Source organism: Caballeronia sp. INDeC2, from assembly GCF_023631325.1.
Taxonomy (GTDB): Bacteria; Pseudomonadota; Gammaproteobacteria; order Burkholderiales; family Burkholderiaceae; genus Caballeronia.
The window spans coordinates 19,322-33,378 of record NZ_JALQDG010000003.1 but is presented as its reverse complement, the minus strand read 5'-3'; the positions used below and the strand labels follow the sequence as shown (position 1 = coordinate 33,378).

The 14,057-nt window shown below is 63.1% G+C and carries 13 protein-coding genes; 6 read left to right on the top strand and 7 right to left on the bottom strand.

Annotated elements, in window-relative coordinates:
* Positions 1–6 precede the first annotated feature (6 nt).
* Positions 7–564 carry a cob(I)yrinic acid a,c-diamide adenosyltransferase gene (locus tag NCS28_RS01810; RefSeq protein ID WP_250512182.1) on the bottom strand — a complete coding sequence of 186 codons (558 nt, stop codon included), beginning with the start codon at positions 562–564 and terminating at the stop codon, positions 7–9.
* Positions 565–813: 249 nt separating this feature from the next.
* On the opposite strand from NCS28_RS01810, the gene NCS28_RS01805 reads away from it, so the two are divergent.
* The 6 genes from NCS28_RS01805 to proC all read left to right on the top strand — a co-directional run bounded on the left by NCS28_RS01805 (position 814) and on the right by proC (position 7,875).
* Positions 814–2,232 carry an FAD-binding oxidoreductase gene (locus NCS28_RS01805; protein ID WP_250512181.1) on the top strand — a complete coding sequence of 473 codons (1,419 nt, stop codon included), beginning with the start codon at positions 814–816 and terminating at the stop codon, positions 2,230–2,232.
* Positions 2,233–2,296: 64 nt separating this feature from the next.
* A complete protein-coding gene (locus tag NCS28_RS01800; protein ID WP_502801135.1) occupies positions 2,297–3,841 on the top strand; it encodes an FAD-linked oxidase C-terminal domain-containing protein in 1,545 nt (514 codons plus the stop codon).
* Positions 3,842–3,984: 143 nt separating this feature from the next.
* Positions 3,985–5,073 carry a glycolate oxidase subunit GlcE gene (gene glcE, locus NCS28_RS01795; RefSeq protein ID WP_250512180.1) on the top strand — a complete coding sequence of 363 codons (1,089 nt, stop codon included), beginning with the start codon at positions 3,985–3,987 and terminating at the stop codon, positions 5,071–5,073.
* A gap of 8 nt (positions 5,074–5,081) precedes the next feature.
* On the top strand, positions 5,082–6,308 hold the full coding sequence (glcF, locus tag NCS28_RS01790; protein WP_250512179.1) for a glycolate oxidase subunit GlcF: 1,227 nt from the start codon (positions 5,082–5,084) through the stop codon (positions 6,306–6,308).
* Positions 6,309–6,352: 44 nt separating this feature from the next.
* On the top strand, positions 6,353–7,048 hold the full coding sequence (locus tag NCS28_RS01785) for a YggS family pyridoxal phosphate-dependent enzyme (protein ID WP_250512178.1): 696 nt from the start codon (positions 6,353–6,355) through the stop codon (positions 7,046–7,048).
* A gap of 14 nt (positions 7,049–7,062) precedes the next feature.
* On the top strand, positions 7,063–7,875 hold the full coding sequence (gene proC / locus NCS28_RS01780; RefSeq protein WP_250512177.1) for a pyrroline-5-carboxylate reductase: 813 nt from the start codon (positions 7,063–7,065) through the stop codon (positions 7,873–7,875).
* Positions 7,876–7,928: 53 nt separating this feature from the next.
* On the opposite strand, the gene NCS28_RS01775 is transcribed toward proC, so the two are convergent.
* The 6 genes from NCS28_RS01775 to NCS28_RS01750 all read right to left on the bottom strand — a co-directional run bounded on the left by NCS28_RS01775 (position 7,929) and on the right by NCS28_RS01750 (position 14,040).
* Positions 7,929–9,173, bottom strand: coding sequence for a class I SAM-dependent methyltransferase (locus tag NCS28_RS01775; protein ID WP_250512176.1), 1,245 nt, complete (start codon positions 9,171–9,173; stop codon positions 7,929–7,931).
* A 318-nt stretch (positions 9,174–9,491) separates the two neighbouring features.
* Entirely contained in the window at positions 9,492–10,352 is an 861-nt protein-coding gene (gene ubiA, locus NCS28_RS01770) for a 4-hydroxybenzoate octaprenyltransferase (RefSeq protein WP_250512175.1), read from the bottom strand.
* Positions 10,353–10,470: 118 nt separating this feature from the next.
* A complete protein-coding gene (locus NCS28_RS01765; RefSeq protein ID WP_106854747.1) occupies positions 10,471–10,959 on the bottom strand; it encodes a Dps family protein in 489 nt (162 codons plus the stop codon).
* Positions 10,960–11,103: 144 nt separating this feature from the next.
* Entirely contained in the window at positions 11,104–11,256 is a 153-nt protein-coding gene (locus NCS28_RS01760; protein WP_250512174.1) for a hypothetical protein, read from the bottom strand.
* Between the two features lie 32 nt (positions 11,257–11,288).
* A complete protein-coding gene (locus NCS28_RS01755) occupies positions 11,289–12,761 on the bottom strand; it encodes a catalase (protein WP_250512173.1) in 1,473 nt (490 codons plus the stop codon).
* Positions 12,762–13,080: 319 nt separating this feature from the next.
* Positions 13,081–14,040, bottom strand: a complete 960-nt coding sequence (locus tag NCS28_RS01750) for a hydrogen peroxide-inducible genes activator (protein ID WP_187607518.1) — start codon at positions 14,038–14,040, stop codon at positions 13,081–13,083.
* Between the last annotated feature and the right edge of the window lie 17 nt (positions 14,041–14,057).

Below are 14,057 nucleotides of genomic sequence, written 5' to 3'. Positions count from 1 at the left end.
AGGTTACTATTGCGTTCGCTCATGATTCCATAGAGGTTCAGTACCGCCGTCAGATCTATTCAGGACTCTCGCCAACACAAAAAGCAAATCCGACAACCTATTCACATACCTCCGCGGCGCCTCATTAACTCCCGCGACTTCTCCACGCCCCAACGCCACAATCCCCCTCTCCGCCCTCCGACAAACCGTCCGTGCCACATGCGCCAACGACGCCGCCCTCGACCCGCCCGGCAAAATGAATTCTTTGAGTGGCGGCAACGTCGCGTTGTACTCTTCCAGCCACGCATCCAGTTGAGCAAGATGAGAAATCTGAATCATCGAATGCCCAGGAATTGACAGCTCCCCACCAAGATCAAACAAATCATTTTGAATCTGCGTCAACGCGTCCCGCACGTCCGTAGGCATCGGCTCGCACAAAAGCACGCCAATACTGGAATTCAATTCATCGACATCCCCAATGGCAGCAATCCGCGCATCGTCTTTAGAAACGCGGCTCCCATCGCCCAACCCTGTCGTTCCATCGTCGCCGGTACGCGTAGTGATCTTGCTCAAGCGGTTACCCATCGCTGACTCCCTGGTAAGCAGACAAAAATCCGATCCATTATAGGCAGGCCCACAATCCAAAACGCCCGAAAAACCCCGCCCAGCAGGCCTTCCCACCGACGGCGTAAAATGAGATAAACGCTATACGTCTTTCGCACCGATCGCAGAACGAGATAAAGCGAGCCACTCGCAAGGCATCACGCGAAACCGCAACGCTCATACCAAGCGCGCAAGCAAGAACGCAAATCCGCACCGCCCCGGAGACACCTTGTGAACCATCCCGCCGAACACCAGGCGCTCGAAAAACGCCCCTTTCCCGCCGCGTTGCTCGAAGCCCTGAAGCAAGCATTCGCCGACCGCGTCTCGACCGCCCAGGCAGTGCGCGAACACCACGGCCGCGACGAATCGCCGTTCGATCCGCAACTCCCCGACGCCGTCGTCTATGCGCGCAGCACCGAGGAAGTGCAGACGATCGTGAAATTCTGCGCCGAACACAACGTCCCGATCATCCCCTACGGCAACGGCTCCTCGCTCGAAGGCCACTTGCTCGCGGTCCAGGGCGGCGTCTCCATCGACCTGTCCGAGATGAACCAGATCATCGCGATCAACGCCGAAGATCTCACGGTGACGGTACAACCCGGCATCTCCCGCAAGCAGCTGAACGAAGCGCTCAAGGACACCGGCCTCTTCTTCCCGATCGATCCCGGCGCGGACGCGAGCATCGGCGGGATGTCCGCGACACGCGCGTCGGGCACCAACGCCGTACGCTACGGCACGATGCGCGAAAACGTCCTCGGCCTCACCGTCGTGCTCGCCGATGGCCGCGTCATCAAAACCGGCACGCGCGCGCGCAAATCGTCCGCGGGGTATGACCTCACGCGTCTTTTCGTCGGCTCGGAAGGCACGCTCGGCGTCATCACCGAAATCACGGTGCGGCTCTATCCGCAGCCCGAGGCGATTTCGGCGGCCGTGTGCGCATTTCCGTCGATGGGAGACGCCGTGCGCGCCGTCATCGAAACCATTCAAATGGGCGTGCCGATCGCGCGCGTCGAATTCGTCGACAAGCTCGCCGTGCGCGCCATCAACCGTCACTCGAATCTGACGCTGCGCGAATCGCCGATGCTGTTCTTCGAGTTCCACGGCACCGAATCCGGCGTCAAGGAACAGGCGCAGACCGTGCAGGACATCGCCGCGGAGAACAAGGGCGAGGACTTCGAATGGGCGACGCGCCCCGAAGACCGCAGCCGTCTCTGGAACGCGCGCCATTCGGCGTATTTCGCGATGCTGCAACTGAAGCCCGGCTGCCGCGCCGTCACCACTGACGTCTGCGTGCCGATCTCGCGTCTCGCCGAATGTGTCGAGGAAACGGAGAAGGATCTGCAAGGCTCGTACTTGCCGAGCCCGATCGTCGGTCATGTCGGCGACGGCAATTTTCACGTCGCGATGCTGCTCGATCCCGACAAGCCCCAGGAGATGGAAGAAGCCGAGCGTATCAACCGGCGCATCGTCGGACGGGCGCTCGAGATGGGCGGCACGTGCACCGGCGAACACGGCGTCGGGCTGCACAAGATGAGCTTCATGATCGAGGAGCACGGCGAGGACGCCATCGCGACGATGCGCGCCATCAAACAGGCGCTCGATCCGAGAAACCTGATGAACCCCGGGAAAATCTTCACTTTCGAAGGCTGAAGAAGCGCAAGATGCACGCATGAAATAAGCGCCATCGACAGCGCAAGCATCAAAAGGAGGAGACATGAACGCACCCGACGAGCTCAAGGCCGAGCAGATGTCGCCCAACCTGCCGCACGAGGACGCGCCCGAACTGACCGAAGATCAGCTCGCCGCGCGCCAGCGTGAAGTCGTGCAGGCGCTGATGGCCGTGCTGCCGACGCACTGTCTGCTCTTTCGCGACGAAGACACCGCCCCGTATGAATGCGATGGCCTCGCCGCGTACCGGCGTCTGCCGCTCGCGGTGGCGCTGCCGGAAACCGAGGCGCAGGTGCAGCGCGTCGTGCAGATCTGCGCGCGGCTTTCCATTCCGATCGTCCCGCGCGGCGCGGGCACCGGCCTCTCCGGTGGCGCGATGCCGATTCGCCACGGCATCGTGCTGTCGCTGGCGCGCTTTCGCAAAATCGTCGAAGTCGATCCGTACGCGCGCACCGCGACCGTGCAACCGGGCGTGCGCAATCTCGCCATTTCGGAAGCGGCCGCGCCCTACGGTCTGTATTACGCGCCCGATCCGTCGTCGCAGATCGCGTGCACGATCGGCGGCAATGTTTCCGAGAATTCCGGCGGCGTGCATTGCCTGAAATACGGCCTCACCGTGCACAACGTCCTGCGCGTGCGCGCGGTGACGATGGACGGCGATGTCGTCGAGTTCGGCTCGCTCGGCCCCGATGCGCCGGGTCTCGATCTGCTCGCGGTGCTGATCGGCAGCGAAGGCATGTTCGCGATCGTCACCGAGATCACCGTCAAGCTGATCCCGAAGCCGCAAACGGCGCAGGTCATCATGGCGAGCTTCGACGATGTCGTGAAAGGCGGCGACGCCGTCGCTGCCATCATCGCCGCGGGCATCATCCCGGCGGGCCTCGAAATGATGGACAAACCCGCGACGCGCGCCGTCGAAGAGTTCGTCAACGCAGGCTACGACGTCGATGCCGCCGCGATCCTGCTGTGCGAATCCGACGGCACGCATGACGAAGTCGCCGAGGAAATCGTCCGCATGACGGCGGTCTTGCGCGAGCACGGCGCATCGCGCATCCAGATCTCGCGTTCCGAAGCCGAGCGGCTGAAATTCTGGTCGGGCCGCAAGAACGCGTTTCCGGCGGCGGGCCGCATCTCGCCGGACTATTACTGCATGGACGGCACCGTGCCACGCCGCGCGATCGGGCCGCTGCTCAAGCGCATCGAAGAGATGGAGCGGAAGTACGCGCTGCGCTGCATCAACGTGTTCCATGCCGGCGACGGCAACATGCACCCGCTGATTCTCTTCAACGGCAACGATCTCGATGAATGGCATCGCGCCGAAGCGTTCGGCTGCGACATCCTCGAGTGTTGCGTCGAGCTGGGCGGCACGGTGACGGGCGAGCATGGCGTCGGCATCGAGAAGATCAATTCGATGTGCGTGCAGTTCTCGCCGGAAGAGCGCGACGCGTTTTTCGCGGTCAAGCGCGCGTTCGATCCGCCGGGTCTGCTCAATCCCGACAAGGGCATTCCGACGCGCGCGCGCTGTGCGGAGTACGGCAAGATGCATGTCCGGGGCGGGCTGTTGCCGCATCCCGAATTGCCGCGCTTCTGACATCTCACGACGCGCGGCGCGCGTTCCGCTATCCATGTTTCTACGAGTGCGGCGGGGTTGAGCGGCCGGTACAATCGACCGGACAGCCGTCAGAAAGCTGGACAGAGAAGTCGAACCCAAATCGACGAAAAAGCGGAACACCCATGGAACAGGACGACATCGTCGCCGGCTGGTCGGAGCGCATCGCCCGGGCCACCGAAACCGGCACGCTGCTGCGCGTGCGCGGCGGTGGCACGAAGGACTGGTACGGTCAGACGCTCCAGGGAGAGATCCTCGACACGCGTTCGTATCGCGGCATCGTCGCTTACGATCCGGCGGAGCTCGTCATCACCGCGCGAAGCGGCACGCCGCTCGCCGAAATCGAAGCGGCGCTCAGAGAGCACAATCAGATGCTGCCGTTCGAGCCGCCGCACTTCGGGCGCAACGCGACGCTGGGCGGCTGCATCGCCGCGGGACTCGCGGGCCCGCGCCGCGCATGGACCGGCGCGCCGCGCGATTTCGTGCTGGGCGCGGTCGTCATGAACGGTCACGGGCAAGTGCTGCATTTCGGCGGTCAAGTGGTGAAGAACGTCGCCGGTTATGACGTGTCGCGACTGCTCGCGGGATCGCTCGGCACGCTCGGGCTGATTCTCGAACTGTCGATCAAGGTGCTGCCGCGCCCCGTCGCCGAAGCCACGCTGAAGTTCGACATGCACGCCACCGACGGCGTGCGCAAGCTCAACGAATGGGGCGGCCATCCATTGCCGATCTGCGGCAGCGCGTGGCGCGACGGCACGCTCGCGCTGCGTCTCGCGGGCGCGGAGGCGGCCGTGAAGACGGCGCGCAATACGCTCGGCGGCGAGGTCGTCGATGCGGTCGAAGCCGATCGTTTCTGGATCGGCATGCGCGAGCAGACCGATCCGTTCTTCGCGGTGATCGAGCCGCGCTCGGCGCTGTGGCGGCTCGCGTTGCCATCGATCGCGGAGCCGCTGCATCTGCCGGGCGCGCAGTTGATGGAATGGGGCGGCGCGCAGCGCTGGTGGATCACCGACACCGATCCGCAGACCGTGCGCATCAGCGCGAAGCAGGCGGGCGGACACGCGACGATCTTCCGCGCGGGCTCCGCCTACGATCGCAATGCAGGCGTGTTCACGCCGCTGCCCGCTCCGCTGATGAAGATTCATCGTGGATTGAAAGCCGCATTCGATCCGGCGCGCATCTTCAATCGCGCTCGGTTGTATCCTGACTTCTAGGCGCTTCGATGCAAACCAATCTCGCCGATTTCATCCGCGGCACCGCCGATGGCGACGAAGCCGACGCCATCCTGCGCAAGTGCGTGCACTGCGGCTTCTGCACGGCGACCTGCCCAACGTACCAGTTGCTCGGCGACGAGCTCGACGGGCCGCGCGGGCGCATCTATCTGATGAAGCAGATGCTCGAAGGCGCGCCGGTCTCGCGCAGCACGCAACTGCATCTGGACCGCTGTCTCACATGCCGCAATTGCGAAAGCACGTGTCCATCGGGCGTGCAGTACGGACGGCTCGTCGAGATCGGGCGCAAGATCGTCGAAGAGAAAGTCGAGCGGCCGGTGCGTCAGCGCCTGCAACGGCGCCTCCTCGCGAGCTTCCTGCCGAACAGCACGCTCTTCACGCCCGCGATGAAGCTCGGCCAGCAGTTCCGCGGCATCCTGCCTCGCAAGCTGCGCGCGAAGATTCCCGTGCCCGAGCGGCCGCTCGCCGCGCCCACGAACAAGCACGAACGCAAGATGCTGATGCTCGCCGGATGCGTTCAGCCTGCGATGATGCCCAACGTCAACACGGCGACGGCGCGCGTGTTCGATGCGCTCGGCATCGAGATCGTCACCGCGCCGTCCGCGGGCTGCTGCGGCGCGATCCGCCTGCATCTCGGCTACAACGACGACGCGCTCGACGACGTGCGCAACAACATCGACGCATGGTGGCCGTACGTGGAAAGCGGCGTCGAGGCGATCGTAATGAACGCGTCGGGCTGCGGCGCGACGGTGAAGGAATACGCGTATCTGTTGCGCAACGATCCGGCGTACGCGGAGAAAGCGCAGAAGATCGTCGATCTGACGCGCGATCTCGCCGAAATCCTGCCGATGTACGAAGAGGAGCTGGTCGCGCTCTCGCGCCGGCGCAGCGTGCATACCGTGGCGTTCCATCCGCCGTGCACGTTGCAGCATGGACAGCAGATTCGCGGACGCGTCGAGCATCTGCTGACCGCGCTCGGGCTCGAAGTGCGCCTGCCCGCCGATAGCCACCTGTGCTGCGGATCGGCGGGGACGTATTCGGTCCTGCAGCCGAAGCTCTCGTACACGCTGCGCAATCAGAAGCTCGATCGGCTGGAGAAGCTGGAGCCGCAGCTGATCGTATCGGCGAATGTCGGCTGCATCGCGCATCTGCAAAGCGGCACGTCGACGCCCGTCACGCATTGGATTCAACTGCTGGAGCATCTGCTGTACGGTTGAGCGATTCGTATAATGGCCGGATGGTTCTTTAGGCTGGCTCAGGTATGTCCATCGCTCAACACCTCGAAGAAGTCCGTCAACGCATCGCGAAGGCCGCGCAAAGCGCGTCGCGCGATGCGGCTTCCGTCACGCTGCTCGCCGTGTCCAAAACCTTTCCCGCCGACGACGTGCGCGCCGCCTTCCACGCCGGCCAGCGCGCATTCGGCGAGAACTACGTGCAGGAAGGCATCGCGAAGATCGCGGCGTTGGCCGATCTGCGCGGCGATATCGAATGGCATTTCATCGGGCCGTTGCAATCGAACAAGACGAAGCTCGTCGCCGAGCAATTCGACTGGGTGCATTCCATCGACCGGCTGAAGGTCGCCGAGCGGCTTTCCGCGCAACGTCCCGAAGGCACGCCCGCGCTCAACGTCTGCATCCAGGTGAACGTGAGCGGCGAGGCGTCGAAGAGCGGCGTGGAGCCGAGTGACGCCGCCGCGCTCGCGCATGCGGTCGCCGCCCTGCCCGGTCTGCGTCTTCGCGGTCTAATGGCGATACCCGAGCCCGCCGGCACCCTCGACGCGCAACGCCTGCCGCACGCCCGCTTGCGCGATCTGATGAACACGCTGCGCGCCGATGGCCTCGCTCTCGACACGCTCTCGATGGGCATGTCCGCCGATCTCGAAGCCGCCGTGCTCGAAGGCGCGACGATGGTACGCATCGGCACCGCGATTTTTGGCGCGCGCACCTACACCACCTGACCTCACCTTCAACCATGAAAATTGCATTCATCGGCGGCGGCAACATGGCCGCGGCGCTCATCGGCGGTCTCGTCAAGCGCGGCGTGCAGCCGTCCGGCATCTACGCCGTCGACATCAACGACGAAGCGCGCGAGCGCACCGCGAAGCAGTTCGGCATCGCGACCGGCGCGGCCGTCGACGCGACGCTCGCCGATTACGACGCGATCGTGCTCGCCGTGAAGCCGCAGGTGCTCAAGAGCGTGGCAGAAGCGCTCGCGCCGCATTTGTCGAAGCAGACGATCATCAGCATCGCGGCGGGCATCCGTGCGACGGATCTGTCGCGCTGGCTCAACGGCTACACGCAGATCGTGCGCACGATGCCGAACACGCCCGCGCTGATCGGCATGGGCGTGACGGGTCTGGCTGCGCTGCCCGGCGTGAGCGACGCGGCGAAGGCGCTCGCATCACAGGTGCTGGAAGCGGTCGGCACGGCCGTCTGGTTCGACGACGAAGCGAAGCTGGACGCGGTCACCGCGATCTCCGGCAGCGGCCCGGCCTACGTGTTTTATTTCATCGAAGCGATGCAGGAGGCGGCCCGCCAGCTCGGCATGGACGAGGAGCAAGGCCGCGCGCTCGCGGTCGCCACGTTCACGGGCGCGGCGCAACTGGCGGCGCAATCGGGCGAACCGGCGAGCGTGCTGCGCGAGCGCGTGACGTCGAAGGGCGGCACGACGGCGGCTGCGCTCGCATCGTTCGATGCTCAGGGCGTAAAGGACGCGATTGTGCGTGGCGCGCTGGCGGCGCAAGCGCGGGCGAAAGAGATGGGGGATGAACTGGGCGGGGCTTGATCGAGCGATCCCGCGCCGGACAAACGGCGCGCAAGCGCACGCGCCGCGCTCGCTCAAAGCTTCTGCACGACGAACTCGATGCCGCATTCCGCAAACGCGGTCCGCGTCTGGTCGTAACGCTCCATGCCGGGCAGAAAGCTGTGATCCAGAAGCTCGGCCTTCTTCACGCTGACTTCGCGCTCGAAATTGCGTAGCAAATCCAGCACGTTGACGGAAACAGGCGACCAGCTCTCGCGCTTGAAGAGGGTGAACGTGTGTTTGTGGTCGCCGTTGAACGTCGATGGCCATGCACCCTGCTCGTACATGTCCTCGTCCGGCACGGTGATGACGAGATGCCCGCCCGGCTTGAGCACGCGCAACCAGTGACGCAGCGCGATACGCGGGTCCATCATGTGTTCGAGGCAATGCCCTGAATAGACGAAGTCGAAGCTGTCGTCCTTCACGTTCTCGAGGTATTGCGCATCGCCCTGCGCCCACTCGTAGACCGTCACGCTCTCGATACGCGGAAACAACGAGCGATACAGCGCGATGCTGTCGTTGCCGCCGCCGATATCGAGCCCCTTGCCCACGAGCCAGCGATTGCTGAAGCGCGCGTCGAGCAGACGACGATTGATCGATACGCACGTCGTGCCCGGAACGCCCAGCGTCAGCACGAACGGCTGCGTTTCGTCGCCGGGCATCACCCATTTCTTCAGTCCGTACTGGCCCCACGCGCGCGGCCATAGCACCGCGTAGCCCGTTTCCTCCGCATGCCAGTGGAGCGTGTGCGTGGAATCGAACGACGCGAGCAATTCGAGGAACGTTGCTTCCTGATCGAAACCGTTCTCGGCCCAATCCGGGAGCGTCCCAGCCATCGTCTTGAAGTCGCGCCGATAGATGCGCACATCGTCCAGCACGATCAGCGTGTTATCCGCCCGGCCGCGCAGGAGTTCGAGTTCGGCGAGGAGCGGCAGGCGCTCGGTCGCATCGTGCTCCTGGCTTTTGTAGCTGTTGCCGCCGTGGTCCGCGCCGGGATAATGCGCGTCCAGAAAAACGAGGCAGCGATGTTTGGCCAGCGTGTCGCTCACCGCCGCCGAGCGCAAGAAAGCGAGACTGTCGCTATTCGCGACATGGAGACATTCGCTCTGTTCGGCCTCGGCGAATAGCGACTCGAAGATTTCGCAGGACAGCGCTTTCGTGAAACCGGCGGACAATGCGGCCCGGCATGAGCCGCCTCGTCCATAACCGGTTTCGATTAGATGCGTGACCTGATTGCGGGAAACGAGTCCGGCCAGATCGAAGCGAGCAAGAATACCCATGATCGACACACTGAAAATGAAGCAAGCGAACGATCGTCGCCGCGCGAAAAATCCCGCGATGTTTGATCGGCTTGTCAGAGGAAGGAACGGTGCGTTCGTTATGAAGCACCGCGCGCCATGGGACGCTTCTCTTTCAGCGTTCCCAGGGAATTAAATGTTTGACTAACTTACGACGTTATCAAAACATAAAGCCGCAAAGCCGCGATGTGAACAAATTTGTCGTTCTCAGTCTGTTTCGCAGACCGGCATAAAGCGGCGAAGCGCGGTTTCGCGCAACGTGTATTGCACACGTTACGCACTCGATCAACACGAAAGGGATTAATTCGAGAACGCGTAATGCAGGGCAATGCCCGCGAACAGCATCCCGCCGAGCCAGTTGTTGTGCTTGAACGCGGCGAAGCACGCCATGCGTTCGCGATTGCGGATCAGCCCGTAGTGATACACGGCGCAACCCGCTGCCGCGAGCCAGCCGAGCCAGTAAAGCCAGCCGTATACCAGCGCGATGCCGATGCCCACGTAGATCCCGAGCGTCACCGCGTAGCACAGCATGACGGCCAGCACGTCGTATCGGCCGAAGGTGAGCGCGGACGTGCGGATGCCGATCTCGATGTCGTCGTCGCGATCGACCATCGCGTATTCGGTGTCGTACGCGACCGACCAGAACACGTTCGCCGCGAGCATGATCCAAGCGAGCATCGGCACGTGATTCTGCACGGCGGCGAAGGCCATCGGGATGCCGAAGCCGAACGCGATGCCGAGATATGCCTGCGGAATCGCGAAGAAGCGCTTGGTGAACGGATACGTGCCCGCGACGAACAGCGCGAACACCGACAACTCCTTGGTGAGCGTGTTGAGCGGCAGGATCAGCAGGAACGCGACGAGCGCGAGCGCCGCCGCGAGCGCCACCGCTTCCCACGCCTTGATCTTGCCCGACGTGATCGGCCGCTCGGCGGTGCGCTTCACATGGCGGTCGAAATCGCGGTCGGCGTAGTCGTTGATCGCGCAGCCCGCCGAGCGCATGAGGATCGTGCCGATCGTGAAAATGACGAGCAGCATCGGCGACGGACGGCCATCGGATGCGATCCACAATGCGTTGAGCGTCGGCCATAGCAGCAACAGGCTGCCGATGGGCTTGTCGAGGCGCACGAGGCGCATGTAGAGCGGAAGGCGGGCGAGCATGGCGGAGGTCGTTGCAGGAAACGCGATCCGGCTATTTTAGATCAGCATGTTGGGACATCCTCAAAAGCAAAAACCCCGCGTGAGAGCGGGGTTTCATCGCTTCGCAACGGAAGACGTATCAGGCCAGCATCGCGCGCAGCATCCACGCGGTCTTCTCGTGCGTCTGCATGCGCTGCGTGAGCAGGTCGGCGGTCGGCTCGTCGTTCGCGGCCTCGGTCGCCGGGAAGATCTCGCGCGCCGTGCGCACCACCGCTTCCTGTCCTTCCACCAATTGGCGGATCATCTCTTCGGCTGCCGGCACGCCGTCCGCTTCCGGAATCGACGACAACTTCGCGAATTCCTTGTAGCTGCCCGGCGCGTGCACGCCCAGCGCGCGGATGCGTTCCGCGATCGAATCGACGGCGAGCGCGAGTTCGTTGTACTGCGTCTCGAACATCAGATGAAGCGTGTTGAACATCGGACCCGTGACGTTCCAGTGAAAGTTGTGGGTCTTCAGATAGAGCGTGTACGTGTCGGCCAGCAGCCGGGACAGCCCGTCGGCGATCTTCTTGCGGTCTTTGTCGCTGATGCCGATATTGACGGCAGGTGCAGTGCCTTTCTTCGCCATGATGACTCCGTGAGAGTGATTCGAACGGTGCGAACGCCGCGCGCATCGCCTTGCCGCGCGGCGTTTCGAGCGCTCGACAGTTTATCGTAGAGAAACGGCCAGCGCCTTATTGCGTGACAAGACTTTCGGACGCTCCGACGACGCTCACCCGCCGATCACACCGCTCGCCACGACGAGTCCATAGCCCGCCGCGACGATGCCGAATGCAATCGCGATGCGCACGCCGCGCGACGCCTGACGGCTGGATGCTTCGATGTGGTCGACCGCCTGTGCGATGTGATTCAACGCTTGAGACATGACGTTTTCTCCGATAGTTCTCGACGCCGCGATCAGACAGCGGCGGTATGTTGCTCGTCGACGTGCTGGCCGAGCTTCGCGAGCGCGTCGATCACGCCCTGCGCGTACGCCGCATCGATGCGACGGAAATGCCCGATCTGTCGCGCGACAATATCGTCCGGCACGCCGTGAATATGCCGCGCGATGTTGCCGAAGAAGCGCTCGCGTTGCGCGTCGTCGAAGAGCCTGAAAAGCGCCGCCGGCTGGCTGTAGTAGTCGTCGTCCTCGCGATGGTCGTAGCGATACACCGTGCCGCCCGCGAGCGGCGGCTCGTTCACGCCGGCGTCCTGCGCGAATTCGCCGTAGCGGTTCGGCTCGTAGTTCACGCGGCCGCCGAGATTGCCGTCGGTGCGCATCGCGCCGTCGCGATGAAACGCATTGGCGATCGACGCACGCGGCGCATTCACCGGAATCTGGTGATGGTTGATGCCAAGACGATAACGCTGCGTGTCGCCATACGAGAACAGGCGGCCCTGCAACAGGCGATCCGGCGAGAAGCCGATGCCCGGCACCACGTTTGCCGGCGAGAACGCGGCCTGCTCGACATCGGCGAAGTAATTCTGCGCATTGCGATTCAGTTCGATCACGCCGACGTCGATCAGCGGAAAGTCCTTGTGCGGCCATACTTTGGTGATGTCGAACGGATTCATCTTCGACTTCGCCGCCTCTTCCTCGGTCATCACCTGGATGCGGAAATTCCAGCGCGGGAAGTCGCCGCTGTCGATGTTCTCCACGAGATCGCGCTGCGCGCTCTCGCGATCGTTCGCGATCACGGCGGCGGCTTCTGCATCGGTCAAATTATCGAGCGGTTGCTGCGACTTGAAGTGGAACTTCACGTAGAAGCGCTCGCCGTCCTTGTTGATGAACGAGAACGTGTGCGAGCCGAAGCCGTGCATCTGCCGATAGTTCTTCGGGATGCCGCGGTCGCTCATGAGAATCGTCACCTGATGCAGCGATTCCGGATGACGCGACCAGAAGTCCCACGCCGCGACGTTGCTGCGCATGTTCGTGTACGGATCGCGTTTTTGCGTGTGGATGAAGTCGGGGAACTTGAGCGGATCGAGGATGAAGAACACCGGCGTGTTGTTGCCGACGACGTCCCAGTTGCCTTCTTCCGTGTAGAACTTGATCGAGAAGCCGCGCACGTCGCGCTCGGCATCGGCCGCGCCGCGCTCGCCCGCGTCCGTCGAAAAACGCATGAAGATCGGCGTTTCTTGGCCGATGTCCGCGAACAACTTCGCCTTCGTATAACGCGAGATATCGTGCGTCACGCGAAACGTGCCGAACGCCCCCGAGCCCTTCGCGTGCACGCGGCGCTCGGGAATCACTTCGCGGTCGAAGTGCGCGAGTTTCTCGATGAGCCAAAAATCCTGCAAGGTGACCGGGCCGCGCGAGCCGGCGGTCTGGGAGTTCTGGTTGTCGCCGACGGGTGCGCCTGCTGCGGTCGTGAGTCGTTGGGTCGTCATCGTGGTGCTCCGGTTTTTTTGGTTGCGTTGGATGAGGTGGCGTGCGCTTCACGCGACGCGAGCGAAATCGGCGAGGATCGAGACCGTGATTTCGCGGAGGCTATCCCAGCAGTCGAAGATGGTTGCGGCGGTCATCGAATTCTCTTTCTGTTGCGATGTCGGTGAGAGGATTCTAACTCAGGCTATCGTTTATTTTAATTCGATTAAATTTATCTATTTGATAGGCGAACGTCGCGCTGGCTTCGCTCCGGCGGGATGCGCAAAAGAAAACGCCGCGCTCTGTTGCCAGAGCGCGGCGTTCGCACGAAAAAAAAGTCGGTCAGTTCACCGCGACAGGCATGTCGAGCTTTCTGACACCCGGCAAATCACAATTCGCGATCGCTTCCGAGATCGCGTCGATAGCAGGCATCCGCGTAAAGCTCTTGCGCCACGCGAGCACGACGCGCCGGTCCGGCACCGGCTCATCGAACGGCACATAGCTGAGCAGCCCCGAATCGATGCCGCCCGCGTGCGGCCGCACCTCGCTCACCGACATGCGCGGCAGCACAGTAATGCCGACGCCGCTCGCGACCATATGACGAATCGTCTCCAGCGAAGAGCCTTCGAACGTTTTCTGAATGCCGTCCGCATTCTGCGAAAAGCGCATCAGCTCGGGACAGACGCCGAGCACGTGGTCGCGGAAGCAATGACCGCTGCCGAGCAGCAGCATGGTTTCCTGCTTGAGATCGTCCGGATCGATTTTCGCGCGGTTTTCCCACGCGTGGCCGGAAGGCATGGCGACGACGAAAGGCTCGTCATAAAGCGCGCGCACCATCAGGCCGGTTTCGGGAAACGGCAGCGCCATGATCGCGACGTCGATTTCGCCCTGCTTCAGGAGCTCGATCAGCTTGAGCGTGTAGTTCTCCTGGAGCATCAGCGGCATCTGCGGGACCGACTTGATCATCTGCTTGACGAGCGTCGGCAGCAGATAAGGTCCGATGGTGTAGATCACGCCGAGGCGCAACGGCCCGACGAGCGGATCCTTGCCCTGCTTCGCGATTTCCTTGATGGCGAGCGTCTGTTCGAGCACGCGCTGCGCCTGCGTCACGATCTGCTCGCCGATCGGCGTCACGCTGACTTCGCTCGTGCCGCGCTCGAAGATCTGCACGTTGAGTTCGTCTTCGAGCTTCTTGATTGCCACCGACAACGTCGGCTGGCTGACGAAGCACGCCTCGGCCGCGCGACCGAAATGCCGCTCCCGCGCGACCGCGACGATGTACTTCAGTTCAGTGAGGGTCATTGGCGGCCAATGAAATA

Bases quoted from the DNA above. Each gene is read 5' to 3' on its own strand.
- NCS28_RS01810 (WP_250512182.1), bottom strand. From the start codon at position 564: ATGGGTAACCGCTTGAGCAAGATCACTACGCGTACCGGCGACGATGGA.
- NCS28_RS01800 (WP_502801135.1), top strand. From the start codon at position 2,297: ATGAACGCACCCGACGAGCTCAAGGCCGAGCAGATGTCGCCCAACCTG.
- glcE (WP_250512180.1), top strand. From the start codon at position 3,985: ATGGAACAGGACGACATCGTCGCCGGCTGGTCGGAGCGCATCGCCCGG.
- glcF (WP_250512179.1), top strand. From the start codon at position 5,082: ATGCAAACCAATCTCGCCGATTTCATCCGCGGCACCGCCGATGGCGAC.
- NCS28_RS01785 (WP_250512178.1), top strand. From the start codon at position 6,353: ATGTCCATCGCTCAACACCTCGAAGAAGTCCGTCAACGCATCGCGAAG.
- proC (WP_250512177.1), top strand. From the start codon at position 7,063: ATGAAAATTGCATTCATCGGCGGCGGCAACATGGCCGCGGCGCTCATC.
- NCS28_RS01775 (WP_250512176.1), bottom strand. From the start codon at position 9,173: ATGGGTATTCTTGCTCGCTTCGATCTGGCCGGACTCGTTTCCCGCAAT.
- ubiA (WP_250512175.1), bottom strand. From the start codon at position 10,352: ATGCTCGCCCGCCTTCCGCTCTACATGCGCCTCGTGCGCCTCGACAAG.
- NCS28_RS01765 (WP_106854747.1), bottom strand. From the start codon at position 10,959: ATGGCGAAGAAAGGCACTGCACCTGCCGTCAATATCGGCATCAGCGAC.
- NCS28_RS01760 (WP_250512174.1), bottom strand. From the start codon at position 11,256: ATGTCTCAAGCGTTGAATCACATCGCACAGGCGGTCGACCACATCGAA.
- NCS28_RS01755 (WP_250512173.1), bottom strand. From the start codon at position 12,761: ATGACGACCCAACGACTCACGACCGCAGCAGGCGCACCCGTCGGCGAC.
- NCS28_RS01750 (WP_187607518.1), bottom strand. From the start codon at position 14,040: ATGACCCTCACTGAACTGAAGTACATCGTCGCGGTCGCGCGGGAGCGG.